Raw genomic sequence first — 23,989 nt, forward strand, 5'->3', positions numbered from 1 at the left:
AAAGCCGTGCCCGATGCGCGGCGTCTTCCGGGAGGCCACCATGCTCGCCAACGCCCCGCGCCCGTTCAATTTCGATCTCGGCGAGACCGCCGACGCGATCCGCGACACCGTCCACGCCTTCGCGCAGGAGAAGATCGCGCCGCGCGCCGAGGAGATCGACCGCTCAAACCAGTTTCCGCGTGACCTCTGGCCCGAGATGGGGGCCCTCGGCCTGCATGGCATCACGGTCAGAGAAGAGGATGGGGGCGCAGGCCTCGGCTATCTCGAGCATGTCGTGGCGATCGAGGAGGTCAGCCGGGCCTCCGCCTCGGTCGGCCTGAGCTACGGGGCCCATTCGAATCTGTGCGTCAACCAGATCGCCCGCAACGGCAATGCCGCGCAGAAGGCGAAGTACCTGCCAAAGCTGATCTCGGGCGAGCATGTCGGATCGCTCGCGATGTCCGAGCCCGGCGCCGGCTCGGACGTGGTCTCGATGAAGACACGGGCCGAGAAGAAGGGCGACCGCTACGTCATCACCGGCAACAAGATGTGGATCACCAACGGCCCGATCGCCGAGACGCTGGTGGTCTACGCCAAGACCGACCCCGCCGCCGGCGCGAAGGGCATCACCGCCTTCCTGATCGAGAAGGGCATGAAGGGCTTTTCGACCGCCCAGAAGCTCGACAAGCTCGGCATGCGCGGTTCGGACACCTGCGAGCTCGTCTTCGAGGAGTGCGAGGTCCCGGAGGAAAACGTGCTCGGCCAGGTCGGGCGCGGCGTTAACGTGCTGATGTCGGGGCTCGACTATGAGCGCGTCGTGCTCTCGGCCGGGCCCCTCGGCATCATGCAGGCGGCCATGGACGTGGTCATGCCCTATATCCACGAGCGCAAGCAGTTCGGCCAGTCGATCGGCGAATTCCAGCTCGTCCAGGGCAAGGTCGCCGACATGTATGTGATGATGAATGCCTGCAGGGCCTATGTGTATGCCGTCGCCAAGGCCTGCGACCGCGGCGAGACCACGCGAGAGGATGCCGCCGGCGCCATCCTGATCGCGGCCGAGAAGGCGACGCAGATCGCGCTCGACGCCATCCAGCTTCTGGGCGGCAACGGCTATATCAACGATTATCCGACCGGCCGCCTGCTCCGCGATGCAAAGCTCTACGAGATCGGGGCCGGCACCAGCGAGATCCGCCGTATGCTGATCGGCCGCGAGCTGTTCCAGAAGACGAAATAGGCCAGTGCCCCTCTATTTCGCCTATGGTCTGAATATGGACATCGCCGGGATGGCCAAGCGCTGTCCCGGTTCGAAGCCACTCGGTCTCGCGCGCCTGCCGCGCCATCGTTTCATCGTGACGAGCGATGGCTATGCCTCGGCTGTTCGCGATCCGCGCGAAACCGTCCATGGCGTGCTCTGGGACTGCTCGCTCGGCGACATCCGTGCACTCGACAAGTTCGAGGACATCGCCAGCGGTCTCTATGTGAAGATCAGCCAGCCGGTCATCGTCGAGGGCGGCGCCAAGCGGGCCCTGGTCTATGTCGGCCGCAGCGGCACGCTCGGAAAGCCGCGCCCCGGCTATATGGAAACCGTCATCGCGAGCGCCAAACACTGGGCGTTGCCAGAGACTTACGTCACAGGCCTGAATCGGTTTCTGACCAAACCGAATCTCGACATGAAGTCGTTGAATCCAGATGTGAGCGCGGAGCTTCCGCCCGGCCCCGTCGCGGGTGTCCGGCCGCGGGCCCTGGCTCCGAAATAGGTCGCCCGGAACCTCCACGTCTTGTCCCCCCGGAGACGAAGACGCGTATGGCCGGGACAAGCCCGACCATACGCAAAGGGCGCTCCGCAGGTAGTCTGGCGGCTCAATGCATCGGCCCGAAAAGTGGATTGCGGTTTTCGGGAAAGCCGATGCAATGACAGATGGTTAGATCATCGGACCGGATACGATATCCGGTCCGATGATCTATGCCGCCAGCCCCTTCGCCAGTTCGCTGACCTGCTTCTCGAACAGCGCGCGATAGGCGCCGTTCTCGCGGGTCAGCAGCGCCTCGTGGCTGCCTTCTTCGACCACCCTGCCGCGATCGAAGACCAGGATGCGGTCCATCGCCCGCACCGTCGAAAGCCGGTGCGCAATGACGATGGTAGTGCGCCCCTGCATCAGGCGCTCCATCGCCTCCTGGATCAGCGCCTCCGATTCCGAATCGAGGCTCGAGGTCGCCTCGTCCAGGATCAGGATCGGCGCATCGGCCAGGAAGGCACGCGCGAGCGCAACACGCTGGCGCTCGCCACCCGAGAGCTTGACGCCACGCTCGCCGACCAGCGTCGCGTAGCCCTTGGGCAGGCGCATGATGAAGTCATGCGCGTTGGCGAGCTTCGCCGCCTGGACAATCCGGGCCATCGAGGCGCCCGGCTTGGCATAGGCGATGTTCTCCGCCAGCGAGCGGTGGAACAGCACTGGCTCCTGTTGCACGATGGCGATCTGCGCCCGCAGGGAGGTCTGCGTCACATCAGCGATGTCGCGCCCGTCGATGGCGATGCGCCCCCCGGAGACGTCGTAGAGACGCTGAACCAGCTTGACGAAGGTCGTCTTGCCGGAGCCGGAGCGCCCGACCAGACCGACCTTCTCGCCGGCCCGGATCGTCAGCGAGAAATCGCGATAGAGCGGCTCGACATGGCCTCCGTAATGGAAGGTCACCTGCTCGAAGGCGATCTCGCCCGCCGGCACCACCATGTCGGTCGCTCCCTTGCGATCGGGCACCCCATAGGGATGGGCATGCATGGCGACGAGTTCCTCCATGTCGTTCACCGAACGCTGGAGGTTGTGCACGTGCTGGCCGACATCGCGCAGATAGCCGTGAACGACCGCGTACGAGGTCAGCACGAAGGCGACGTCGCCCGGCGTGGCCTGGCCGTTGGCCCAGAGCCAGATGACCAGGCCGATGACCGCGGCGCGAAGCGCCAGCAGGACGATCTGCTGGGCCGTGCCCGAGGTCGTGCCGCGCACCCATGTCCGGCGGGTCCTGAGCGCCCATTTTGCCAGGACACCCGCCAAGCGACCGTCCTCGCGCAGCTCGGCGCCATAGGCCTTGACCACCGGATTGCAGGAGATCGCATCAGCCAATGCACCGCCGACACGCGTGTCCCAGCTATTGGCGAGCCGCGCAGCGGGCGCGACATAGCTGAGCGACAGCGCGATCGTGACACCGACATAGATCACCGAGCCAAGGAAGACGACGAGGCCCATCGCCGGCCAATGCCATGCCAACAGTGCCGTCGTGCCCACCAGCACGACCAGCGACGGCAACAGCGCGATCAGGACCGTGTCGGTCAGCAGGTCGAGGGCCCACATCCCGCGGGTGATCTTGCGCACCGTCGAACCGGCAAAGTTGTTGGCGTGCCAATCGGTCGAGAAGCGTTGCAGGCGTGCGAACGCCTCCTGCGCCGTCTCGCTCATGGTGCGCAACGTCATGCCGGTGATGCCGATGAAACCGAGATGCCGGAACAGCACGCTGACCGCTCCGAGTGCGAGCATCGCGCCCAGCGCCCATAGCGCCGCATCGAGTGCGCTGGCGCCCTCGCCCGCCACCGCATCGACGAGGCGGCCGGCATAAAGCGGCATGAACAGGTCCGCGGCAGTCGCCGCCATCATGGCCCCGGCCACGCCGAGAACCGGCCCTGGTCGGCGCGCCCAGTGCCGGAATGTGAAGCCGAGAACGGCCCGGAACGGCTCCTGCCGCCCGGTTGAGGATTGAAGAGACATAGAAATCATTCGGCGCCGCGCGGGAGCCGACTCCAAATCAGGTGGAGCCGATGCGAATGCGATCGTCTCCGGATGAAACGTAGAGATGAAAAACCCTGGCTGGGGACCGCCTCAGGCGGGCCGCGGCAATGTCCGACCTAGTGGCGGGACATTCGTGGGGGAGTGGCGACGATGATCATGAATTGCATTCAGCCCTCCCATTTCGCGTGTTGAAGCCAAGATAAACAACATGCCGCATCGGCAGCGAACGCGCAAGCCGCTTCATTTGCAACCGGGGCATGTGTGACCTCGGGGGCACAGGCAATCTTCGGGCAACCCTGGAAAGCGGACCGCAGCGATGACGCCCTGCATGGGCAAGTCCCGTTATCGGACCTGCCGGATTTCCTACCAGAACAGGGCAACCAGCCTGACGGCGATTACCAGCAGGAAGGCGACGATGATCGTGCCGAGCACCTGTTGTCGCTTGGCGCGATCGGGAAACTGGCGAGCCAGCAGGCGTCCGAGCGGCTTGCGGAAGATGACGCCTGCGACGAGCAGAACGATCAGGATATGGGACAAGATGCAGACCTAGCCCTTGTCGCCGGCGTTCCTCGGCTCCGGCGCATCGAGGGGCGCACCAGCCTTCTTCCACGCGCCGAACCCGCCGGCGATATGCGCCACCGGCTTCAACCCCATCTCCTGCGCGGCCTGCGCAGCAAGCGCCGAACGCCAGCCGCCTGCGCAGAAGAAGACGAAGCGCTTGTCCTGCTGGAACACCGGCTTGGCATAGGGGCTTTCGGGATCGATCCAGAATTCGAGCATGCCGCGCGGGCAGTGGAAGGCACCAGGCATGCGCCCCTCCCGCTCCAGTTCACGCGGATCACGCAGATCGACGAAGACGACGTCGTCACGGCCGACCAGCGCGTTCGCCTGCTCGACGGAGAGCGTCTCGACCTTGGCCTCGGCTTCCGCCAGCAACGCCTTGTAGCCTTTGGTGATCACTTGCGGCATTGCCGGCCTCCATCTCGTCGGCGGCACCGTGGCTGCTCGTGCACATCGCGTCAATCGCGGGCTTGCAGCGCGGCCATGCCGACAGCACTCTGGCCCAAGGGAGGCGATTCATGGCCGGCTTCACGACGATCGATATGATCGCCTTCATCTTCTTCGTCGCCTCGTGGCTTGGCTATGGCCTGGCCGTGGAAAAGGGCCCACATGCGGAGCGAAGCCTCAACGCGCGGATGAATCTCCGTCGCGCGCGCTGGATCCAGGAATCGGTCCGGCGCGAAAACCGCATCATCGATACCCAGGTGATGAACGGACTGCAGAACGGCACCGCCTTCTTCGCCTCGACCTCGTTGATCGCGATCGGCGGCTCGCTCGCCCTGCTGCAATCCACCGACCGCGTCGTCGCGATCTTCGCCGATCTGCCCTTCACCGCGCCGACCTCGCGCACGGCCTGGGAGATCAAGGTGATCGGACTTGCGGTGATCTTCGCCCATGCCTTCTTCAAATTCGCCTGGAGCTACCGGCTCTTCAACTACTGCGCGATCCTTCTCGGCGCGATCCCGCCAAGGGAGCGGGTCGACGAGCAGGAGACGAAGGAGGCCGTCCGCGAGACCATCGCAATGAACATCGCCGCCGGGCGGCATTTCAACCGCGGCCAGCGCGCCTTCTTCTTTGCGCTCGCCTATCTCGGCTGGTTCATCGATCCTTGGCTGTTCCTCGCTGCAACGGCCGCCGTGCTGACAGTGATGTGGCGCCGGCAGTTCGCGTCGGAATCCGCACGAATCTTCACAAGCCCCGGTCACTGATTCGGACTGCCCAGCCGCAACGATTGCGCTGGACACCGGCTGAACCTCCATGAGACCGTCCGATCCGGGGGCAAGCCGATCCGCGGATCAGGAGGCCAGCATGAGCAAGCAGCCAGCAATCGTCCTGGTGCATGGTTTCTGGGGCAATGCCTCACACTGGAACAGGGTGATCCTCGAACTCTCCCGGATGGGCTACACATCGCTCCACGCCGTCGAAATGCCGCTGACCTCGCTGGCCGATGACGCCGAGCGCACCCGCAAGATGGTGACGCAGCAGAAGGGCCCGGTGCTGCTGGTTGGGCACTCCTATGGCGGCGCAGTGATCACGGAAGCCGGAGATCTGCCCAATGTGGTGGGTCTCGTCTATATCGCGGCTTTTGCCCCAGATGCTGGCGAGAGCCCGGGCGGAATCACCCAGGAACACCCGCCAGAGGCGGCAGCAAACCTCTCTCCCGACAGCGACGGCTATCTCTGGGTCCTGCCCGACAAATTTCATGAGAGCTTCTGCCCCGACCTGACGCCCGAAGAGGGCTTCGTGATGGGTGTGACGCAGAAGGCCCCGCTTGCCAGCACCTTCGGCAACACCATCACCGCGCCGGCCTGGAAGAAGAAGCCATCCTGGTACCAGATCTCCGGTGAGGACCGGATGATCGCGCCCGCGAACCAGGAGCGCATGTCGGCCCGCCTCAACGCGCGAAAGGTCATCACGCTCGCTGCCAGCCACGCTTCGCTCGCCTCCAAGCCGGCCGAAGTCGCCGCTCTGATCGACGAAGCAGCCAAAGCGACCGCACCGGCTTGAGCCCTTCGTCTCCGCGCACCGCCGCGATGGCGACCGCAGTGCCTTTGACCTCACGCGGCAGGGCAAGCCGATCCCTCCGCCCTGGCCTCGCCGCTTGACGAATCCTGCAGCCCTGCCTCTCTGGGAGGCATGACCGATCACGTTGACGCCCTCGAAGCCGCCATACTCGACCTGCTCACGGAGGCAGGACCGGGTCGTACGATCAGCGCGATGGATGCCGCGCGCCGCGTCGGCGGCGACCATCCCGATGGCTGGGGGCCGCTGATGCAGCCGATCCGCCGCATCGCCGTGCGGATGATGAAGGAAGGTCGCCTCGTCATTACCCGAAAGGGCCGCCCGGTCGATCCGGACGATTTCCGCGGCGTCTACCGCCTGTCCTTGCCAAGCAGCGAATAGGCCCTGCTCCCCGCAACGTCAGGGAGCGGGGAACAGCGCATCCGTGTAGCCGGCGGCGTAATAGGCAACGAGACCAGCCCATTCCTTGAAGGCGAGCTCTGCGATGTCGAGGCCGCGGGACGCCTCGCGGTAGGGCCGGAAGAAATCGGCCGGCTCATTGCCCGAGAGATAGTCGACCGGGAATGCCTCGACCGCGAATCCGGCCTTTCGGAAGACGCCCATCGCGCGCGGCATGTGCCAGGCCGAGGTCAGGAGCAACCAGCGCTCGCCCGGCTTCGGCATCACGAGGTCGCGGGTGAAGATCGCGTTCTCGTGCGTATTGCGCGACTTGTCCTCGAGCACCACCCGCTCGGGCGGCAGGCCCAGCGCCTCGAACAGCAGCCTGGCGCCATCGGCCTCGGTCCTGATCACGGGCGAGAGCAGATTGGCGCCGCCACCGGTGAAGGCGATTTTCGCCTCCGGATGCAGCCGGGCGAGCTCGACCGCCTTGGTCATGCGGGCACCGGCGTGGTTCAGCACGATGTCGCCGCGCGCGACGCCGATTGCGCCGCCCAGCACGATAACGCCGGTAACCGGCCCTCTGGCGGCCTCCTGCTGCGGAAAGCGGTTTTCCAGCGGCCGCACGATGATGCGCGGCAGCGGGCTGAAGGACAGCACCAGGATGCCGAGCATGGCAAATCCGCCGAGCCAGCGCGCCGAGCGCGCGAAGCGGGTAAAGGCCAGCAGCGCCGCCAAGGCCGCCAGCAGGATCAGCAGATTCACCGGCGAGAACAGGAACCAGATAATCTTGGACAGGACGAAAAACATCGGCGGACTCCGGAACGCACCGGCTGTCTAAGCATCGGCCCGAAAACCGGATTGCGGTCTTCGGGACAGCCGATGCAAACACAGAAGGCTAGATCATCGCACCGGATGCGCTCGCTATCCGGTCCGATGATCTAGCCGATGACGAGACGACGCTGCATTAACGACGCAACGACGCTCAACGGATAATGCTGGGTGGATTGGAGGGGCGGCGCACCGGATTGCGCTGGCCGACCATTCGCTCGAGTTCAAGCGAACGGCTGGCCACCTCGCGCAACATGCAGCCCGCCTGCATCCCGGCCACGCGGGCAGACGGCTGCATGCTCCCGTAGAACGCACATTTCTGTGCGGCATAGCCTTCCCAGGCAACCTGAAGCGCGGCGAACTGGCCCCGCGCGCCGCTTTCGGCATTGCGCATCACCGCCACGCTGGCAAAAGTCAGGCGCTCGCGCCAGACCGCCTCTTCCCGCCTCGCGCAATCGGCTTCGGCAACGCGCCGATCGCCTGAAGCCGCTCGCACGCAAGTGACCGCCACCGAACCGATGCAGGCACTGGCAGCGGTATCGCTCTGGCTCAGGCAGGACACCATCTGCGTGCGGTCGGCCGATAGCACCGGATTCGAGGGAGGCGACTGCGCCCAAGCGTCTCCTGCAGCCATTGCCGCCATGCCGAATGCAAGAATTCCCAAGCGGGTCATGGTCACCATCATGTCAAGCTCTGCGGGGAGGGCAAGGCGGCGACACGCTCACGTGATCGGCAGGGGCAGCGCTGGCTTCGCAGCAGGCCGGGCCACCACTGTCTCGTACCAGCGCTGGACATTCGGCCAGGACGCACGCGGCACCGGCATGTTGAGCCAGCGATGCGCGCCCGGCGCAACGGCGATATCCGCCATGCCGAAGCGCGAGCCGGCAAGGTAGTCCCGTGAAGCCAGATGCGCCTCGAGGATGTCCAGCTTCGCCTCCGTCTTGGCGATGGAGGCCTCGATGACAGCCATGTCACGCTTCTCCGCCGGTGTCCGGATCAGACCGATGAAGGCCGGAGCCATCGCCGGTTGCAATTCGGCAATCGTCCAGTCCATCCAGCGATCGGCCTCGGCGCGGCGCGAGGGATCCTCCTCCCAGATCCAGCCGGCCCCATAGCGGGCCGCGAGGTAGCGCACGATGCTGCTGGACTCCCAGATGCAGACATCGCCATCCTCCAGAACGGGGATCATGCCGTTGGGGTTCTTGGCCAGATAGGCCGGCTCGCGGTTGCCGCCGAACGCGCCGCCAAGATCGACCCGTTCAAAACTCTGGCCAACCTCACCGGCCGCCCAGACGGCCTTCTGCACATTGATGGAACTGATCCGTCCCCAGATCGTCAGCATGAAGAGCTCCCCGCCACCCTTTGGCCGGACAGACTTTCCTGCCTGACGCCACGGAAAGCAAATCGTTCTATCTGCAGGCGGTCTGCCGCCTCAAGCTCAGGCGAACTCCATGATCACGGCATCGACCGCGAGCGAATCGCCCTCCTTGGCGAGGATCTTCGCGATGGTGACGTCCTTCTCGGCACGCAGCACGTTCTCCATCTTCATCGCTTCGACCATGCAGAGCGCCTCGCCGGCCTTGACTTCCTGGCCGACCTTCACGGACACGGCCTTGACCAGCCCCGGCATCGGGCAGAGCAGGAATTTTCCGGTATCGGCCGCAACCTTCTCCGGCATCAGGGCGGCAAGCTCGGCCTCGCGCGGCGTATAGACATGGGCGCTGGCATAGGCTCCGGCATGGCCAAGCGATACGCCGTTGAGGATCGCCCTCACCTGCGCCGCAATCGAGACACCATCGAGCGTGCCGCGCCAGACCGGTTCACCCGGCCGCCATTCGGAGGCGACCGCCAATGAACGGTCGCCGAAGCTGACGAGGATCGTCTCGCCCTGCTCCGCCACGATGCCCTCGAAGCGCTCACCGCCGAGCGTCACGATGCGGGTGCGTTCGAACTCGACCTTGCGCCATCCCTCCATCTGGGCCGAGACATGTCGCTTGCGCTGGTTGAGACGGTGGTCGCAGGTGATCGCGATAGCGGCCATGCGCAGCGCTATCTCTCCCTTCGGCTGCGGCAGGGAGAAGCCTTCCGGAAACTCCTCGGCGATGAAGCCCGTCGACAAGTGTCCGGCGATCCAGCGCGGATGCTGCATCAGCGCCGAGACGAACGGGATGTTATGGCGGATGCCCTCGATGGCAAAACCATCGAGAGCACGGGCCTGCGCCTTGATCGCCGCCTCGCGCGTCGGCGCGTGGGTCACGAGTTTTGCGATCATCGGGTCGTAATAGATCGAGATCTCGCCGCCTTCGAAGACACCGGTGTCATTGCGGACGGTCGCCTCGCCATCCGGACCTTCGGCCGGTGGGCGATAGGTCACCAGCCGCCCCGTCGAAGGCAGGAAATTGCGGGTCGGGTCCTCCGCATAGACGCGGGATTCGACAGCCCAGCCGTTCAGCTTGACATCGGCCTGCGTCAGCCGGAGCTTTTCGCCATAGGCGACACGGATCATTTCCTCGACGAGGTCGATGCCGGTGATCATCTCGGTGACGGGATGCTCGACCTGGAGCCGGGTGTTCATCTCTAGGAAGAAGAAGGAGCGGTCCTGCCCTGCGACGAACTCGACCGTTCCGGCCGAATCATAATTCACCGCCTTGGCGAGGGCCACCGCCTGCTCGCCCATCTTGCGCCGGGTCGCCTCGTCGAGCAGCGGCGACGGCGCCTCCTCGACGACTTTCTGGTTGCGGCGCTGAATCGAGCACTCGCGCTCGCCGAGATAGATGACGTTGCCGTGCTTGTCGCCAAGCACCTGGATCTCGATATGACGCGGGTCGACGATGAACTTCTCGATGAAGACGCGGTCGTCGCCAAATGAGGACGCCGCTTCCGATTTCGCCCGGGCAAAGCCCTCGGCGACTTCCCCGGCCGAATGGGCAATGCGCATACCCTTGCCGCCGCCGCCGGCCGAGGCCTTGATCATCACGGGATAGCCGATCTCGTCGGCGATCTTCACGGCTTCGGTGGGGTCTTCGATGACGCCGAGATGGCCGGGCACGGTCGAGACCTTTGCCGCGGCGGCCGCCTTCTTCGACTCGATCTTGTCACCCATCGCGGCAATCGCGCCGGGATTGGGGCCGATGAAGACGATACCTGCATCCTTGAGCGCCTGGGCGAAGGCCTCGCGCTCGGACAGGAAACCATAGCCGGGATGGACAGCCTCTGCCCCCGTCGCCTTGCAGGCGGCGATGATCCTGTCGATCAGCAGATAGGATTCGGCCGCGGGCGCCGCGCCGACATGGACCGCCTCATCCGCCATCTCGACATGGAGCGCGTCGCGGTCGGCATCCGAATAAACGGCAACCGTCTTGATGCCCATCCGCCGCGCGGTCTTGATGACACGGCAGGCGATCTCGCCACGGTTCGCGATCAGAATCTTCGTGAACATGGGTGGCGTCTCCCGGCTGTCTGAAAACACTGTGACAGTCGGGGTTTATTGGAGGCCGCAGCCCGCGTCCACTGATGCGAAAGTTCGGGAATGGGCGGCGGGCTGTGCGCGACCGCCTGATCAGTTCGTCCGAAGAACGCGTTCGAGGCGCTGGCCCGGCACCATGAACGTGCTCTTGCGCATGGCGAAGGCGATCAGCATCTCGTCGCAGCGATCCGCCTCGCGCACGATCTCGAAGGCAATGCGTCGCGCCGTCTCGGTCGGGCCGTCGCCGGCAGAGAGCGTCGTCACCAGCCAATGTGCCTTCTCGCGATCGATCACGCCTGTCGGGCGGCTTTCCCAGACAGCGAAGTCGACGACCAGAGTGACCAGGTAATTGGCGAAGGAGGCGCTGGTCGCGACGACCGCGCGATCCAGCGCAATCAGAACATCGATGACATCGCGCGTCATCACGCTATCGACCAAGATTTCGCGCTGAAGCATCTTGGTGTCTTGATCGTCGATCGCGTGCTTTTCCATCACGCGATCGACGAATTCACGGAGCTCATGACCAATCATCGTTCGACTCCTGCCCAGCTTTATTTTGCGCCGGTGCGTTCCTGTTGTGGGAACACCATGACGCGGCACCCGCCAGCAGGTGGTTAACGGCCAAATCTGAACTTCTGTTCAGGTTAAACGGTCCTGATCGGACGTGGTTGCGAGGATGTTACTGAAGTGCCGCCATACATCGGTTCGCGGTCGAAATCCGGCACCGAATCGGTTTCCGCTCGACGGCACGCCATCCTGCTCGCCGCGATGACGGGACCTCCGCGCGTCTCTCTTACGGACAGGGCGTTTCGGCTGCGCAGTTTGCGGCGATTTCCAGTTCGACCGGGACGTCGGCGCGAAGGAGCGAAGCGGTGACATGGATCAGTCTTCGCGCCGATCCGTCGGCGCGAAGAGACTGTGGAACCCGATCGGAGCGGAACGTCGCAGTGCCCTCGCCGCCGCCCTCAGGTCGGCTCAGCCACCGCGAGCCCGTCAATGATGCCCGTCAACTCGGCACAATCGGTGAGGACATGGCGCGCGCCGAGCGCCTGCAGGGATGCCACCGGCTGGAAGCCCCAGGAGACGGCTACCGGCGTGACCCCAGCGGCAACCGCCATCTGGATATCGAAGGAACTGTCGCCGACCATCAGGGTACGTTCCGGTCGCGCGCCGGTTTCCCTCATCGCCTGCAGGATCATGTCGGGATGGGGCTTGGACGGTGCATCATCGGCCGTCTGGATCGTCGCCATGTGCTGACGCCAGCCATAGCGCTCGACGATGTAGTCCGCGCCCCGACGGGACTTGCCGGTCGCGATGCCGAGCACCGTATCGGGCCGCGCAACCAGCGCGTCCAGCATAGCGGCAACGCCCGGGAAGAGCGGCTCGGCGAGGCTTGGATCGGTCTCGGCCTGCCGCCGCATGGCGCCGAAGACCTCCCTATAGGTTTCCGTCAGCTGGTCGTCGGGGCGTTCCAGCCCCGCAAGCTGCATCAGCGCAATATCGAGCGTCAGCCCGACGATGCCGAGCCCGGCCTCGCGGCCTGGATAGACCAGGCCGCAACGCTTGAAGGTCTCGACCTGGGCGCCGAGGATGATGGCGGCTGAATCGATCAGCGTGCCGTCGAGATCGAATATGACGAGGTTCATGCAGGCGCTTTATCGTGGATCGCGACTGCGATCCACTGCACCCGGCGCGGCTCCGTCATGAACGGCTCTCGCGGGCGCAGTCCGCGACCGCCTTGCGCAGGTCCTCGCCATCGAGCCCTTTCGCGCGGCTCTCCTTGCGACATTCGGCACGAGCCGCCAGATCGGGCCGCTTCGCCTTGAAACAGGCGGCCAGCGCGTCGCGCCGCGCAGCGCCGGTCAGGCCACCCTCATCGGCCTCCGTCTTGCAGGCGGTACGCGCCGTCACGGCCGTGGGCTTGCCGTCGCGCGTCAGCCCATCGCGGGCATAGAGTTGGACGCCCGGAAACTTTGCCTGCATGCAATCGCGCATGGCCTGGCGCAAATCGTCGCCACTCAGCGCAATATGTTCGGCGACACAATCCTGCCGCGCCTTGGCGCGCTCGACGCGCGGCACAGGCTCATCCGCCGCTACAGCAGCAGCTTGCGGGGCGGTTGGTGACTGCGCAGCGGCAGATGTGGCAAGCGAAAGGGTCAGGCCGGCAAGAACGAAGGCGAAACGCGTCATGGGAGCACCTGCGTAAGAGTGACGAGAACAAAATTAGAACATATCTGTTTTTGTTCCGCAAGCGTTCTCTTACGCAAGGTAACACCAACTCCTACTCGTCGGGCGCGTCCACGATCGGGTCATAGCGCTCGTCCTCGAAACCGAGCAGGTTCCAGGACTGGCGCATATGTGGCGGCAGCGGCGCGCTGACATCGATCGTGCCCTTGCCGCGCGGATGCGGCAGCACGATGCGGCGAGCCAGCAGATGCAGCTTGTTCTGGATGCCGCCCGGCAGCTCCCAGTTCTGAATGTTGAAGTATTTGGGATCACCGACGATCGGGTGGCCGATATGGGCCGCATGCGCACGCAACTGATGGGTGCGGCCGGTCACCGGTTTCAGCGAGAGCCAGCCGAGCTTCTGCGCCGCGGTCTCGACCACGGCGTAATAGGTCACGGCATGCATCGCACCGTCGTCGCCATGTTTGGCGACCGCCATCCGCTGATCGCCATCATAGGCTTCCTCGCGGGCGAGATAGGTCGAGATCCGGCCCTGCCGGACGCGCGGGACGCCCGCAACCAGCGCCCAGTAGACCTTGCGGGCCGAGCGCGAACGAAAGGTCTTTGCCAGCGTCGCCGCCGCAAAGCGCGATTTGGCGATGACGAGGCAGCCGGACGTATCCTTGTCGAGCCGGTGCACGAGGCGCGGCTTCTGGCCGTCCTTGCCGGTCAGGGCATCGAGCATGCCGTCGACATGGCGCGTGGTGCCCGAGCCGCCCTGCACGGCCAGGCCGGCAGGCTTGTTGAGGACCATGACATCGTCATCCTCGTAGAGCGTGATCGAGCGCAGGAACTCGACCGTGTCGGAATCGGCCCTGGCCGACCGCGGACGCTCCGCCTGCTGCTCGAGCTTCAGCGGCGGAATGCGCACAGTCTGGCCGGCCTCGAGCCGGTCCTTGCTGTCGGCGCGCTTGCCGTTGACGCGCAGCTCGCCCTTCCGGACGATCCGCTGGATATGGCTGAAGGACAGCTGCGGAAAGCGTGTCTCAAGGAAGCGATCGATCCGCATCTCGTTCTCGTCCGGCGTCACGACGAGTTGCTGAACGCCGGTGGCAAGCACCTCTGCGGTCACGGCCTTGACCTCGGCCCGCGTCGGTCCGGCTGGGCGCTGTGCCCGTTGCACTGGCGACCTGCCAACCGGTGCGCGGCGCGCGACGTCCTCGCCCTCGCCCGGCCTGGCCTGGCCCGAAGCGCGCGCCGGCCGGCGCGCGTCATGGCTTGGCCGCTTCTTCCCGGCACCGGCCGCGGGAGGCCTGCCGCCGCGACCCGTTTGCCCCTTGCCGCCGGAGCCCTTGCTGCCGGAGCCCTTGCCACCTTGCCTCATGATAGCCCCCGGACGAATGCGAGCCCACCGACCAGCGCTGCCAGAGACAGCGCGACGGAGCCCAGAACATAAATGGTGGCGAAGCCCAGTTGGCCGCGCTCCCAGAGCAGAACGGCCTCAAGCGAGAAGGCCGAGAAAGTCGTGAATCCACCCAGGACGCCCGTGGTCAGGAAGAGGCGCGCCTGTTGCGACCAGCCCTCGCCCGCCCTGAAGGCGAGCCAGCCGACGATCAGCCCCATGATCCCCGAACCGAGAATATTGATGGCCATTGTGCCATAGGGAAAACCCGTCCCCAGCCATTTCAGTGAGGTGTAGTTGACGCCGTGTCGCAGCGCGCCGCCGATGCCGGCGCCCAGGAAGACGAGAAACGTGGATGTCATCGTCCTGCAATAGCCAGCACACCCGACCTGCACAAACGAAATCCGGTCTCAGGCCCCGACAATCACGGGAGTGCGCCCTCTCACGGCGCAATTGACACACCCGGATCCCGTAACGACAGATGACCACTGACGACAATGCCTTGGAGCCGCCCGCCACCGATGACCGCCGTGACAGGCCGCGCTGAGGAGAAGCCCTGCCTGCATCGCACCTGGGCGATCGCAGCCTCGGCCTTGCTTGCCTTGCCGGCCTTCGCAGCACTGACCGGGGAAGCAGTCGCACTCCCGCCGCCCAAGGGCCTGAAACCCGCCCGCCCCCCGAGCCTTGCGCGCAGTTGCACGATCACGCCGACCGAGCTTGAGCCCCTCTTCGGCGGCAAGGCCGATCCCCGCCGGCAAATGGAGGACGAAAGCAGCGATGACGAGGAAGAGGACGATGACGAGGACAGCATCCCTGGCCTGATCCTGCCCGGCTCCGCCACCTGCCTCTCGGTGTCGGGCACCGTCAGCGCTGGCCTGCAGAATGACAGTGTCCGGGCATCGCGCTCCGTTTCCTTGCCGCAGTCGAGCCTGACATCCTTTCCGACAAGCGCGAGTATTCGCATCGCGACGTCGCATGATCTCGCCTCCGGGCTGCGCGTCGGCAGCGCCTTCTCCTTCACCATGCAGAGCCCGACCGACGATGTCGCAGGACTCACTTTCGACGAGGCGACGGTGTTGGTCGGGCCCTGGATTTTCGGCCTGGACACCTCGCGCTTCAGCTTCTGGACGGGCGACGAGTTCATCTTCAGCACGCGGGTGCCAAGTCGGACCGTCGGACTGTTGGCCCTGGAATTGCCCTTGACGGAGACCTGGATCGCGACACTTGCCATGGAAGATCCCGCGTTGGGCACGACCTCGACCCTGCCGGTTGCGGCCGGCCGCATGCCGGATGGCGTGGCACGGCTCGTCTACCAGTCCGGGCCATGGACGTTGCATGGCGCTTTGGCACTTCGCGACATCTCCGGCCGAAACTCCCGCTTGGGACGCGCCGGAATTCTGGGCGTTACCTATGAGGCCGAGATGCTGGGGCGCCCCGGTAGCATCACGGCCCAGGTCGCAGGCGCGGTCGACGCGGCGCCCTATATCGGCTCGCAACTCGACGCCGCCGTCGTTCGGACGGTGCTCCTCGGCAGCGACCCGACCCGCGGCTTCTCGACCGCCCTTGTGATGCGGCGGGAATGGACCGACGAGATCGCGACCAATTTTTACGTCAGCCGCTACCAGCTATCGGTTCCGCTGATCGACCAGGCCAAAGGCAAGATCAGCATCGACCGCGCCGCCGCCAATCTGGTCTGGACACCGGTCGAGGGTCTCAAGGCCGGGATCGAAGCGTCAGTCGCGCAAGCCCGAGTATCCCTGACTGGCCGGCAGGTCGCCGCAGGGCTGGCGGGGCGTCTGATCTCGACTCAAGTCTTCATAGAGCGCGCGTTCTGATGCATCGGCCCGAAAAATGGAGCGCGGTTCCCGGAAAGGCCGATGCGGACGCAGAAGGTCGGATGATCGGACCCGATACCTGTCCGATGGTCTGATCTTCTACCTGCTGCGCTCCGCCCTGAGCTTTTCCCAGTATTCCAGCCGCTTTCGGATCTCGCGCTCGAAGCCACGCTCGGGTGGATCGTAGAACAGCTGCCGGCCGAGCGCATCGGGCCAGTAGTTCTGGCCGGAGAAGGCATCGGGTGCGTCGTGGTCATAGGCGTAGTCAGCGCCGTAGCCCTCTTCCTTCATCAGCTTCGTCGGCGCGTTCAGAATGGTCTTGGGTGGCATCAGCGAGCCGCCCTCCTTGGCCGCGCGCCGCGCCGCCTTGTAGGCGATATAGGCCGCATTCGATTTCGGCGCCGTCGCCAGATAGATCACCGTGTTGGCGAGCGCGAGCTCGCCCTCGGGGGAGCCCAGTTGTTCATAGGTCTCGGCCGCGGCGCGGGCATGGACGAGCGCCTGCGGGTCGGCGAGCCCGATATCTTCCACCGCCATGCGCACCAGCCGCCGCGCCAGGAAACGCGGATCCTCGCCGGCATCGAGCATGCGGGCGAAGTAATAGAGAGCCGCATCCGGATCAGAGCCGCGGATCGTCTTATGCAGTGCCGAGATCAGGTTGTAGTGGCCGTCCTGCGCCTTGTCGTAGATCGGTGCGCGACGCTGGATCACCTCGGCGAGACCGGCCTCGTCGAAGATCTCGTCCGGCTTGGCGGCACGCCAGATTTCCTCGGCCAGCGTCAGTGCCGCCCTCCCGTCGCCATCGGCAAAGCGGGCAACCGCCAGCCGCGCCTCCGGCGTCAACGGCAATTCCTTGTTCTCCAGCACCTCGGCCCGGCCGAGCAGAAAGAGCAGCGCGTTCTCGTCGAGGGATTGGAAGGTGAGCACCCGCGCCCGCGACAGAAGTGCGGCGTTGAGCGCGAAGGACGGATTCTCGGTTGTGGCACCGACCAGCGTGATCGTGCCGTCCTCCATGACTGGCAGGAACGCATCGAGCTGAGTGCGGTTGAAGCGATGGATCTCGTCGACGAAGAGCAGCGTGCCCTTGCCTCCCAGCCGTCGCCCGCGCGCTGCCTCGAACACCTTCTTGAGGTCCGCGATCCCGGAGAAGATCGCGCTGATCTGCTCGAACCCGAGATCGACCGCACCGGCGAGCAGGCGCGCGACCGTCGTCTTCCCGGTGCCCGGCGGCCCCCAGAAGATCAGGCTGCCAATCGAGCCCGAGGCCAGCAGTCGCGTGAGCGCGCCATCCGGCCCCGTCAGGTGCCCTTGCCCGGTGACCTCGGCCAGCGTCGTCGGCCGCAAACGGTCGGCAAGCGGGCGCGGCCCCGCCTTGTCGAGGCCGGAAGCGGAAAAGAGGTCGCTCACCCCGGGAAGACCGATGTCACGGTCTGTCCCGCACGCGAGATCGTCACCTCCCAGGCGCGCTTGCGCTGACGCAGGGCCGCCTCGACATCGCGCGAGCGCTCCATGCGCTCTCCGTTCAGGGCCAGGATGATGTCGCCCTTCTGGAAACCGACGCGAGCCGCAAGGCTGCCTTCCTCGATGGCACTGACCACGACGCCTTCGGTTCCGGCATCGATCGAAAGCTCCTCGGCAACCGCCGGCGACAGGTTGAGCACCGTCAGCCCCGAAAGCGGCGTGCGGCCCGAAAGCGTCACGGTTTCGCGCGGCCGCGTCTCGGGCGCCGGAACGAGCTTCACCGGAACCACCAGGCGCTTGCCGCCGCGCAGGACGGTCAGAGAGGTCGTACCCCCGATCGGGCGGGTCGCGAAACGATAGCCGAAGGCCTCGGGATCATCGACGGCGACTCCGTCAAGCGCGAGGATGACGTCCGAACGCTTGAGCCCGCCCTCGGCGGCCGGCCCCTTCTCGACCACGCTGGCAACGACCGAGCCGGCCGGGCGGTCGAGCCCAAGCCCGTCGGCGACATCGGCCGTCAGTGCCTGCAGCCTGGCGCCGAACCACGGCCGGCGCACCGAAGCAGCACCCGACTTCGCGCTTTCGACGACGACGCGAACCATCGACGAGGGAATCGCAAAACCGATGCCGTGGCTGCCGCCAGAGCGCGAGAAGATCGCGGTGTTGATGCCGATCAGTCGGCCTTCCATGTCGACCAGCGCGCCGCCGGAGTTGCCGGGATTGATCGCCGCATCGGTCTGGATGAACGACTGCGCATCGGCGACACCGACCTGCGTACGAGCCAGCGCCGAAACGATGCCCTGCGTCACGGTCTGCCCGACGCCGAAGGGATTGCCGATCGCCAGCACGATATCGCCGACCTGGAGCTGGTCGGAATCGGCAAGGTCGATCGCGCTCAGATCCTTGGCGCCGTTCAGCTTCAGCACGGCAAGATCGGTGCGTGGATCGCGCAGGACAATCGTGGCTTCCACCTCGCGCTTGTCCGCAAAGGCGACCTTGACCTCGCTCATGCCCTCGATGACGTGGTTATTGGTCACCACGAGCCCGCTCGCATCGACGATCACGCCTGAGCCAAGCGATCGTTGCACGCGTTCGCGCGGGACACCGAACCCGTCATCGCCAAAGAAGCGGCGAAAGAACGGATCGTCCATGAAAGGGTTCTGAGCCCGACGCTCGACACGGGCGCCATAGACATTCACGACCGACCCGGCCGTCTTCTGCACGATCGGCGCAAAGGAAAGCTGAACCTGCTGACGGGTTTCCGGAACCTGCCGCGCCTGCGCAAGCAATGGCAGCGGCGCAAGGCTCGCAAAGAGCATCAAGGCGGCCGGCAAGGCAGTTCTTCCGAAACGGACCGGCATGATCCCGCGCTTCATTCCTGTCTCCACGCTGAAACAAAACACCGCTCGCGGCGTTCCAAGTCTTCCAATACGAACCATTCCCGGGAAATCTCTTCGCCCGCGACGCCACTGGCGCCATCCGGATCATCGAACGGGTCAGTCGAGCAAAGATCCGCGAAGGAGCTGGTCCCTTGAGTCTGATACGTCTTGTTTATGCCAGCCGGAGTCGCCTCGTCGAGGCCAATCGCAGTGAGGAGGTTGGCAGGATGATCGCCAGCGCCCAGCGGCTGAACGTACAGAACGAGGTGACGGGATTTCTCCTGGTGACGCCCGGGGCCTTCGCGCAGGTGCTCGAAGGCGAGGCGCATAATGTCGCGGAGACATATGGCCGGATCGTGGTCGATCCACGCCATACCGGGATCCGCCTGCTGGCCGAAGAGCAGATTGCGGCCCGGAGCTTCCAGAACTGGTCGATGGGCCTCGCCGAACATGACGAGACCACGCACTTCATCTTCGGTCTCTACGGTGTCACGCCAGAGGCCGATCTCCAGGTCCAGCCTGCCGACGTGCTGCTGGATCTCGCTGGCGAGCTTGCCCGCCAGCGAGCATAGGGCCAAGCCTCACTTGTCCTGAAGCAGGATCTTGTACTTTTCGATCTCGCCCGGAACCATCGCGCCGACATGGGCAGGCGTGAGTTCGTTCTCGGCTGGCAGCACGGACGAAAGCTCCTTGAATCGAGCTTGCAGATTCGGGCTCGCAAGCGCGGTCCGCAAAGCCTGATTCAGCTTGGTGACGATCGGTTCAGGCAGGCTTTTTGGGCCGAAGAGCGCATTCCAGCCCTGGGCCTCGAAAGCCGGCAGCCCGGCCTCCCTGGAGGTTGGCACATCCGGAAGGCTGTCGAGCCGGCTCGGTGTCGCGACCACGAGCGCCTTGACCTTGGCTCCCTGCACCGCGCCCGAGAGCGAGGTTGCAGCATCGCAGACGCCGTCGATCTGCCCGCCCATCAGGTCGTTCAAAGCCGGTCCTGCGCCCCGATAACTGACGAGCGCAACCTCGACACCAGCCGCCTTGATGAAGTTCCGGCAGATCAGATAATTCGACGAGCCGACACCAGCATGCCCGAGACTGACCTTGCCGGGGTTCTTCTTGGCATAGTCGACGAACTCCATCAGGTTCTTGGCCGGAAAATCGAGCTTGAGCGCGATCATCGGCGATGTCTTGGCGACGAGGCCGATCGGCGCGAAATCGGCCTGGGTGTATTTCAGATCCGGATAGATCGAATAGGACGCAGCATTGGTTCCGCTATTGCCGATGACGATAGTGTAGCCATCGGGATCGGCCTTGGCGGCGCGCGTCAGCGCCGTCGCGCCCCCCGCCCCTGCCATGTTCTCCATGACGATGCGCTGGCCGAGCACCCGCCCCATCTCGTCGCCGACCAGCCGTGCGATCACGTCGGAGGAGCCCCCGGCTGCGAATGGCACGATCATGGTGATCGGCTTGTTGGGATAGCCGTCCTGCGCCAGGGCGGGAGCCGCCAGCGCCAACATCGCCGTCAGCGCCAGCCGCCGCGTGGTCAATAGTCTTGAAATCATCAGTCTCTCCCTCCGGGGCCGCCTCTTGCGGGCGGTTTTCGCTGGGAAGCTTGACCATTGCGCTTTGTGGCGCACAAGCGGCGTTTCGAGCAATAATCTTCGGCATCAGTTGCCGATCCAGCGCCTACTGACGCGAAACGCGATGCCGCGCCTGTCACCGCGAACGAAGCTCTGGGCCTCCCGCGCTTGATGGCCGTCCGCTCCGGGCCGGTCGATGTCATCCGCGCCCCGCGCGAGCCTTCATTTCCACCACCAATTGCGGTCGAGAGCCCCGTCGGACTGTGTCCATACGTCATCGCAGAGGCCGACATCCGGGTCGCGCGCCTCCCCGGCCCCTTCGCAAAAGAAAAGGCGGCCTTGCGGCCGCCTTTTAAAATCTCCGGGGAAGCAGCCTTGCTCAGGCGGCTTCGTCGTCAGCCGTGAAGACCGGGCCGGAATCCTTGCCCTTGGCATCGACATCGCGATCGACGAACTCGATCACGGCGAGCGGGGCGTTGTCGCCGAAGCGGAAGCCGGCCTTCATGATGCGCAGATAGCCGCCATTGCGCTCCTTGTAGCGCGGGCCGAGGACCGCGAAGAGCTTGCCGACGAGTGCGACATCCTTGATCTGGGCGATCGCCTGACGGCGGGCGTGCAGGTCGCCGCGCTTGGCGAGGGTCACCAGCTTCTCGACGACCGGACGCAGGTCCTTGGCCTTCGGCAGCGTGGTGGTGATCTGCTCATGCTTGATCAGGGCCTGGGACATGTTGGCGAACATCGCCTTGCGATGCTCAACCGAGCGGTTGAAACGACGACCGCGGAAACCGTGACGCATTTGGCTCTCCTGTGATTACGGCCGCCGTGCCACGGTACGGCCGTTCATTATGCTCCGGCGCTCACGCACCGTGCGGGAAACAGGCGCGGAGGCAAGCTCCGCGCCGGCGGGATCAGTAATGCTCTTCGAAGCGCTTCGCCAGCTCTTCGATGTTCTCCGGCGGCCAGCCGGTCACGTCCATGCCGAGATGGAGGCCCATGGTCGCGAGCACTTCCTTGATCTCGTTCAGCGACTTGCGGCCGAAGTTCGGGGTACGAAGCATCTCGCCCTCCGACTTCTGGATCAGGTCGCCGATATAGACGATGTTGTCGTTCTTCAGGCAGTTCGCCGAACGCACCGAAAGCTCGAGCTCGTCGACCTTCTTGAGCAGCGCCGGGTTGAAGGGCAGCTGCGGCGCGGTCGATACGGCCTCTTCCTTGCGCGGCTCCTCGAAGGTGATGAAGACGGCAAGCTGGTCCTGCAGGATGCGGGCGGCGAGCGCCAGCGCGTCCTCGGGAGTGACCGAGCCGTTGGTCTCGATCTGCAGGGTCAGCATGTCGCGGTCGAGATTCTGGCCCTCACGGGTGTTCTCGACGCGATAGGAGACCTTCTTGACCGGCGAATAGAGGCTGTCGACCGGGATCAGGCCGATCGGTGCATCCTCGGGACGGTTCTGCTCGGACGGGACATAGCCCTTGCCGGTATTGACCGTGAACTCCATGCGGATCTCGGCACCCTCGTCCAGCGTGCAGAGCACGAGCTCGGGGTTGAGGATCGACACATCGCCGACAGTGTTGATGTCACCGGCGGTGACGGTGCCCGGGCCCGACTTGCGCAGGGTCATACGCTTGGGGCCCTCGCCCTGCATCTTGACGGCGATCGCCTTGATGTTGAGGACGATGTCGGTGACGTCCTCGCGAACGCCGGGAATCGACGAGAACTCATGCAGCACGCCGTCGATCTGGACGGCGGTGACCGCAGCGCCCTGAAGCGAGGAGAGCAGCACGCGCCGCAGCGCGTTGCCGAGCGTCATGCCGAAGCCGCGCTCGAGCGGACGAGCGATCACGGTAGCATGGCGCTTGGGGTCGTCTCCGACCTTGATTTCGAGCTTGTTCGGCTTGGACAAATCCTGCCAGTTCTTGCTGATCACGACCGCACTCCTGGTGCTTCATCTCTCGGCGGCGACGGGCCGCCCCGTACCGGCGCCCGCCAGTGCGAGCGCCGCAATCCAATCCGGGCGTCAGACGCGACGGCGCTTGCGCGGCCGGCAGCCATTGTGCGGGATCGGCGTCACGTCGCGGATCGAGGTCACGGTGAAGCCGGCGGCCTGGAGGGCGCGCAGAGCCGATTCACGCCCCGAACCCGGGCCCGTCACCTCGACTTCGAGGGTGCGCATGCCGTGCTCGGCAGCCTTGCGGGCCGCATCCTCGGCCGCGACCTGGGCGGCATAGGGGGTCGACTTGCGCGAACCCTTGAAGCCCATGGTGCCGGCGGACGACCACGAGATCGTGTTGCCCTGGGCGTCGGTGATGGTGATCATGGTGTTGTTGAACGAGGCGTTCACATGCGCGACGCCAGAAACGATGTTCTTGCGTTCACGACGACGAACGCGCTGGGCTTCCTTGGCCATGGTCTCTTTCTTTCATCCTTCGAGCGCGCCCGTCATGCCAGGCGCTGGGGATGTCGCCTGCCCTTGAACGGGTCAGGCGACGCATAGACAGCGGGCCGGATGACCGGCCCGCCGAAACTCACTTCTTCTTGCCGGCGATCGGCTTGGCCTTGCCCTTGCGGGTGCGCGCATTGGTATGCGTGCGCTGGCCACGGACCGGCAGCGAGCGACGATGACGCAGACCGCGATAGCAGCCGAGATCCATCAGGCGCTTGATGTTCATCGAGACTTCACGACGCAGGTCGCCCTCGACAAGGTAGTCGCGGTCGATCGTCTCACGGATCTGAAGCACCTCCGCGTCGGTCAGCTGGTTGACGCGACGCTCGTCGGCGATGCCAACCTTCTGGCAGATTTCCTTGGCCTTCTGGGCACCGATGCCGTGGATATACTGCAAACCGATGACGACGCGCTTGCCGGTCGGAATGTTAACGCCCGCGATACGAGCCATGGTCTCTTCTCCATTGTCGGCCGAGGCGCCCGATGGCTGCCCGGCAGTGAAAACCTACCCGCGTCCGGTGGAGGCCGGCCCCTGCGAGCGTTGAATCGGCTCCATGCGAGAACGCGACGTCGCCCCTCCTCGCGAAGGTAACGGCATCGCCACATGCAACCGGATGAGGGTCGTTAGTCGGTCGAAGCTCTTGAGTCAACCCGCCGAACTCAAGAATCATGCCAGCTTCCTCGAAGCTGCTCTTACTCGGCCGGCAGGCGGCGTTAC

Annotated in this window: 26 protein-coding genes; 7 read left to right on the forward strand and 19 right to left on the reverse strand. The window is 65.1% G+C overall.

Annotation, left to right across the window (positions count from 1 at the left end):
• The first annotated feature begins 40 nt into the window (after nt 1-40).
• A complete protein-coding gene (locus AB4118_RS30395) occupies nt 41-1,213 on the forward strand; it encodes an isovaleryl-CoA dehydrogenase (RefSeq protein ID WP_441493262.1) in 1,173 nt (390 codons plus the stop codon).
• A gap of 4 nt (nt 1,214-1,217) precedes the next feature.
• Nucleotides 1,218-1,736 carry a gamma-glutamylcyclotransferase family protein gene (locus tag AB4118_RS30400; RefSeq protein WP_441493263.1) on the forward strand — a complete coding sequence of 173 codons (519 nt, stop codon included), beginning with the start codon at nt 1,218-1,220 and terminating at the stop codon, nt 1,734-1,736.
• A gap of 204 nt (nt 1,737-1,940) precedes the next feature.
• On the opposite strand, the gene AB4118_RS30405 is transcribed toward AB4118_RS30400, so the two are convergent.
• The 3 genes from AB4118_RS30405 to AB4118_RS30415 all read right to left on the reverse strand — a co-directional run bounded on the left by AB4118_RS30405 (nt 1,941) and on the right by AB4118_RS30415 (nt 4,727).
• Nucleotides 1,941-3,737 carry an ABC transporter ATP-binding protein gene (locus AB4118_RS30405; RefSeq protein WP_441493264.1) on the reverse strand — a complete coding sequence of 599 codons (1,797 nt, stop codon included), beginning with the start codon at nt 3,735-3,737 and terminating at the stop codon, nt 1,941-1,943.
• Between the two features lie 384 nt (nt 3,738-4,121).
• On the reverse strand, nt 4,122-4,295 hold the full coding sequence (locus AB4118_RS30410) for a hypothetical protein (protein WP_441493265.1): 174 nt from the start codon (nt 4,293-4,295) through the stop codon (nt 4,122-4,124).
• Nucleotides 4,296-4,304: 9 nt separating this feature from the next.
• A complete protein-coding gene (locus AB4118_RS30415; RefSeq protein WP_441493266.1) occupies nt 4,305-4,727 on the reverse strand; it encodes a rhodanese-like domain-containing protein in 423 nt (140 codons plus the stop codon).
• Nucleotides 4,728-4,837: 110 nt separating this feature from the next.
• Here AB4118_RS30415 and AB4118_RS30420 point away from each other — a divergent pair, with 110 nt between their 5' ends.
• The 3 genes from AB4118_RS30420 to AB4118_RS30430 all read left to right on the forward strand — a co-directional run bounded on the left by AB4118_RS30420 (nt 4,838) and on the right by AB4118_RS30430 (nt 6,722).
• The gene (locus AB4118_RS30420; protein WP_441493267.1) at nt 4,838-5,527 is read left to right on the forward strand and encodes a DUF599 domain-containing protein; all 690 of its coding nucleotides are present in this window, start codon (nt 4,838-4,840) and stop codon (nt 5,525-5,527) included.
• A gap of 100 nt (nt 5,528-5,627) precedes the next feature.
• Nucleotides 5,628-6,326, forward strand: coding sequence for an alpha/beta hydrolase (locus AB4118_RS30425; RefSeq protein ID WP_441493268.1), 699 nt, complete (start codon nt 5,628-5,630; stop codon nt 6,324-6,326).
• Nucleotides 6,327-6,455: 129 nt separating this feature from the next.
• Complete coding sequence (locus AB4118_RS30430; RefSeq protein ID WP_441493269.1) at nt 6,456-6,722, forward strand: DUF3253 domain-containing protein; 267 nt, start codon at nt 6,456-6,458, stop codon at nt 6,720-6,722.
• An 18-nt stretch (nt 6,723-6,740) separates the two neighbouring features.
• On the opposite strand, the gene AB4118_RS30435 is transcribed toward AB4118_RS30430, so the two are convergent.
• From AB4118_RS30435 to crcB, 9 genes are all read right to left on the reverse strand, one after another.
• Nucleotides 6,741-7,529, reverse strand: a complete 789-nt coding sequence (locus tag AB4118_RS30435; protein ID WP_441493270.1) for a YdcF family protein — start codon at nt 7,527-7,529, stop codon at nt 6,741-6,743.
• A 175-nt stretch (nt 7,530-7,704) separates the two neighbouring features.
• Entirely contained in the window at nt 7,705-8,235 is a 531-nt protein-coding gene (locus AB4118_RS30440; protein ID WP_441493271.1) for a hypothetical protein, read from the reverse strand.
• Nucleotides 8,236-8,271: 36 nt separating this feature from the next.
• Nucleotides 8,272-8,892, reverse strand: coding sequence for a glutathione S-transferase family protein (locus AB4118_RS30445; protein ID WP_441493272.1), 621 nt, complete (start codon nt 8,890-8,892; stop codon nt 8,272-8,274).
• 96 nt (nt 8,893-8,988) lie between these two features.
• Entirely contained in the window at nt 8,989-10,989 is a 2,001-nt protein-coding gene (locus AB4118_RS30450; protein WP_441493273.1) for an acetyl-CoA carboxylase biotin carboxylase subunit, read from the reverse strand.
• 120 nt (nt 10,990-11,109) lie between these two features.
• Nucleotides 11,110-11,547, reverse strand: a complete 438-nt coding sequence (locus tag AB4118_RS30455) for a hypothetical protein (RefSeq protein ID WP_441493274.1) — start codon at nt 11,545-11,547, stop codon at nt 11,110-11,112.
• Nucleotides 11,548-11,981: 434 nt separating this feature from the next.
• Nucleotides 11,982-12,662 carry an HAD-IA family hydrolase gene (locus AB4118_RS30460; RefSeq protein ID WP_441493275.1) on the reverse strand — a complete coding sequence of 227 codons (681 nt, stop codon included), beginning with the start codon at nt 12,660-12,662 and terminating at the stop codon, nt 11,982-11,984.
• A gap of 55 nt (nt 12,663-12,717) precedes the next feature.
• Nucleotides 12,718-13,206, reverse strand: a complete 489-nt coding sequence (locus AB4118_RS30465; protein ID WP_441493276.1) for a hypothetical protein — start codon at nt 13,204-13,206, stop codon at nt 12,718-12,720.
• A 91-nt stretch (nt 13,207-13,297) separates the two neighbouring features.
• A complete protein-coding gene (locus AB4118_RS30470) occupies nt 13,298-14,566 on the reverse strand; it encodes an RluA family pseudouridine synthase (RefSeq protein WP_441493277.1) in 1,269 nt (422 codons plus the stop codon).
• Nucleotides 14,563-14,946 carry a fluoride efflux transporter CrcB gene (crcB, locus tag AB4118_RS30475; RefSeq protein WP_441493278.1) on the reverse strand — a complete coding sequence of 128 codons (384 nt, stop codon included), beginning with the start codon at nt 14,944-14,946 and terminating at the stop codon, nt 14,563-14,565. Before crcB ends, AB4118_RS30470 begins: the two co-directional genes overlap by 4 nt.
• Nucleotides 14,947-15,105: 159 nt before the next feature.
• Here crcB and AB4118_RS30480 point away from each other — a divergent pair, with 159 nt between their 5' ends.
• A complete protein-coding gene (locus AB4118_RS30480) occupies nt 15,106-16,419 on the forward strand; it encodes a hypothetical protein (protein WP_441493279.1) in 1,314 nt (437 codons plus the stop codon).
• Nucleotides 16,420-16,518: 99 nt separating this feature from the next.
• On the opposite strand, the gene AB4118_RS30485 is transcribed toward AB4118_RS30480, so the two are convergent.
• Nucleotides 16,519-17,826 (reverse strand): replication-associated recombination protein A, encoded by a 1,308-nt coding sequence (locus tag AB4118_RS30485; protein WP_441493280.1) that lies wholly within the window; start codon nt 17,824-17,826, stop codon nt 16,519-16,521.
• Nucleotides 17,823-19,256, reverse strand: a complete 1,434-nt coding sequence (locus AB4118_RS30490; RefSeq protein ID WP_441493281.1) for a DegQ family serine endoprotease — start codon at nt 19,254-19,256, stop codon at nt 17,823-17,825. Before AB4118_RS30490 ends, AB4118_RS30485 begins: the two co-directional genes overlap by 4 nt.
• A gap of 155 nt (nt 19,257-19,411) precedes the next feature.
• Between AB4118_RS30490 and AB4118_RS30495 the strand changes: the two genes are divergently transcribed.
• Entirely contained in the window at nt 19,412-19,831 is a 420-nt protein-coding gene (locus AB4118_RS30495) for a BLUF domain-containing protein (RefSeq protein WP_441493282.1), read from the forward strand.
• Nucleotides 19,832-19,840: 9 nt separating this feature from the next.
• Here AB4118_RS30495 and AB4118_RS30500 read toward each other — a convergent pair whose 3' ends face one another.
• The 5 genes from AB4118_RS30500 to rpsM form a co-directional block, all read right to left on the reverse strand.
• On the reverse strand, nt 19,841-20,812 hold the full coding sequence (locus AB4118_RS30500) for a tripartite tricarboxylate transporter substrate-binding protein (RefSeq protein ID WP_441493283.1): 972 nt from the start codon (nt 20,810-20,812) through the stop codon (nt 19,841-19,843).
• Nucleotides 20,813-21,209: 397 nt separating this feature from the next.
• The gene (gene rplQ / locus AB4118_RS30505; protein WP_113517762.1) at nt 21,210-21,626 is read right to left on the reverse strand and encodes a 50S ribosomal protein L17; all 417 of its coding nucleotides are present in this window, start codon (nt 21,624-21,626) and stop codon (nt 21,210-21,212) included.
• A gap of 112 nt (nt 21,627-21,738) precedes the next feature.
• Nucleotides 21,739-22,755 (reverse strand): DNA-directed RNA polymerase subunit alpha, encoded by a 1,017-nt coding sequence (locus AB4118_RS30510; protein WP_043237077.1) that lies wholly within the window; start codon nt 22,753-22,755, stop codon nt 21,739-21,741.
• Nucleotides 22,756-22,845: 90 nt separating this feature from the next.
• Nucleotides 22,846-23,235: a 30S ribosomal protein S11 gene (rpsK, locus tag AB4118_RS30515; protein WP_043237079.1), complete on the reverse strand. Its 390-nt coding sequence runs from the start codon at nt 23,233-23,235 to the stop codon at nt 22,846-22,848.
• A gap of 118 nt (nt 23,236-23,353) precedes the next feature.
• Nucleotides 23,354-23,722: a 30S ribosomal protein S13 gene (gene rpsM / locus AB4118_RS30520; protein WP_043237082.1), complete on the reverse strand. Its 369-nt coding sequence runs from the start codon at nt 23,720-23,722 to the stop codon at nt 23,354-23,356.
• Between the last annotated feature and the right edge of the window lie 267 nt (nt 23,723-23,989).

Source organism: Allobosea sp. 2RAB26 (assembly GCF_052115465.1).
Taxonomy (GTDB): Bacteria; Pseudomonadota; Alphaproteobacteria; order Rhizobiales; family Beijerinckiaceae; genus Allobosea.

Coding starts and splice junctions, on each gene's coding strand:
- AB4118_RS30395 (WP_441493262.1), top strand. CDS start 41: ATGCTCGCCAACGCCCCGCGCCCGTTCAATTTCGATCTCGGCGAGACC.
- AB4118_RS30405 (WP_441493264.1), bottom strand. CDS start 3,737: ATGTCTCTTCAATCCTCAACCGGGCGGCAGGAGCCGTTCCGGGCCGTT.
- AB4118_RS30415 (WP_441493266.1), bottom strand. CDS start 4,727: ATGCCGCAAGTGATCACCAAAGGCTACAAGGCGTTGCTGGCGGAAGCC.
- AB4118_RS30420 (WP_441493267.1), top strand. CDS start 4,838: ATGGCCGGCTTCACGACGATCGATATGATCGCCTTCATCTTCTTCGTC.
- AB4118_RS30425 (WP_441493268.1), top strand. CDS start 5,628: ATGAGCAAGCAGCCAGCAATCGTCCTGGTGCATGGTTTCTGGGGCAAT.
- AB4118_RS30430 (WP_441493269.1), top strand. CDS start 6,456: ATGACCGATCACGTTGACGCCCTCGAAGCCGCCATACTCGACCTGCTC.
- AB4118_RS30435 (WP_441493270.1), bottom strand. CDS start 7,529: ATGTTTTTCGTCCTGTCCAAGATTATCTGGTTCCTGTTCTCGCCGGTG.
- AB4118_RS30440 (WP_441493271.1), bottom strand. CDS start 8,235: ATGATGGTGACCATGACCCGCTTGGGAATTCTTGCATTCGGCATGGCG.
- AB4118_RS30445 (WP_441493272.1), bottom strand. CDS start 8,892: ATGCTGACGATCTGGGGACGGATCAGTTCCATCAATGTGCAGAAGGCC.
- AB4118_RS30450 (WP_441493273.1), bottom strand. CDS start 10,989: ATGTTCACGAAGATTCTGATCGCGAACCGTGGCGAGATCGCCTGCCGT.
- AB4118_RS30455 (WP_441493274.1), bottom strand. CDS start 11,547: ATGATTGGTCATGAGCTCCGTGAATTCGTCGATCGCGTGATGGAAAAG.
- AB4118_RS30460 (WP_441493275.1), bottom strand. CDS start 12,662: ATGAACCTCGTCATATTCGATCTCGACGGCACGCTGATCGATTCAGCC.
- AB4118_RS30465 (WP_441493276.1), bottom strand. CDS start 13,206: ATGACGCGTTTCGCCTTCGTTCTTGCCGGCCTGACCCTTTCGCTTGCC.
- AB4118_RS30470 (WP_441493277.1), bottom strand. CDS start 14,566: ATGAGGCAAGGTGGCAAGGGCTCCGGCAGCAAGGGCTCCGGCGGCAAG.
- crcB (WP_441493278.1), bottom strand. CDS start 14,946: ATGACATCCACGTTTCTCGTCTTCCTGGGCGCCGGCATCGGCGGCGCG.
- AB4118_RS30480 (WP_441493279.1), top strand. CDS start 15,106: ATGACCGCCGTGACAGGCCGCGCTGAGGAGAAGCCCTGCCTGCATCGC.
- AB4118_RS30490 (WP_441493281.1), bottom strand. CDS start 19,256: ATGAAGCGCGGGATCATGCCGGTCCGTTTCGGAAGAACTGCCTTGCCG.
- AB4118_RS30500 (WP_441493283.1), bottom strand. CDS start 20,812: ATGATTTCAAGACTATTGACCACGCGGCGGCTGGCGCTGACGGCGATG.
- rplQ (WP_113517762.1), bottom strand. CDS start 21,626: ATGCGTCACGGTTTCCGCGGTCGTCGTTTCAACCGCTCGGTTGAGCAT.
- rpsK (WP_043237079.1), bottom strand. CDS start 23,235: ATGGCCAAGGAAGCCCAGCGCGTTCGTCGTCGTGAACGCAAGAACATC.
- rpsM (WP_043237082.1), bottom strand. CDS start 23,722: ATGGCTCGTATCGCGGGCGTTAACATTCCGACCGGCAAGCGCGTCGTC.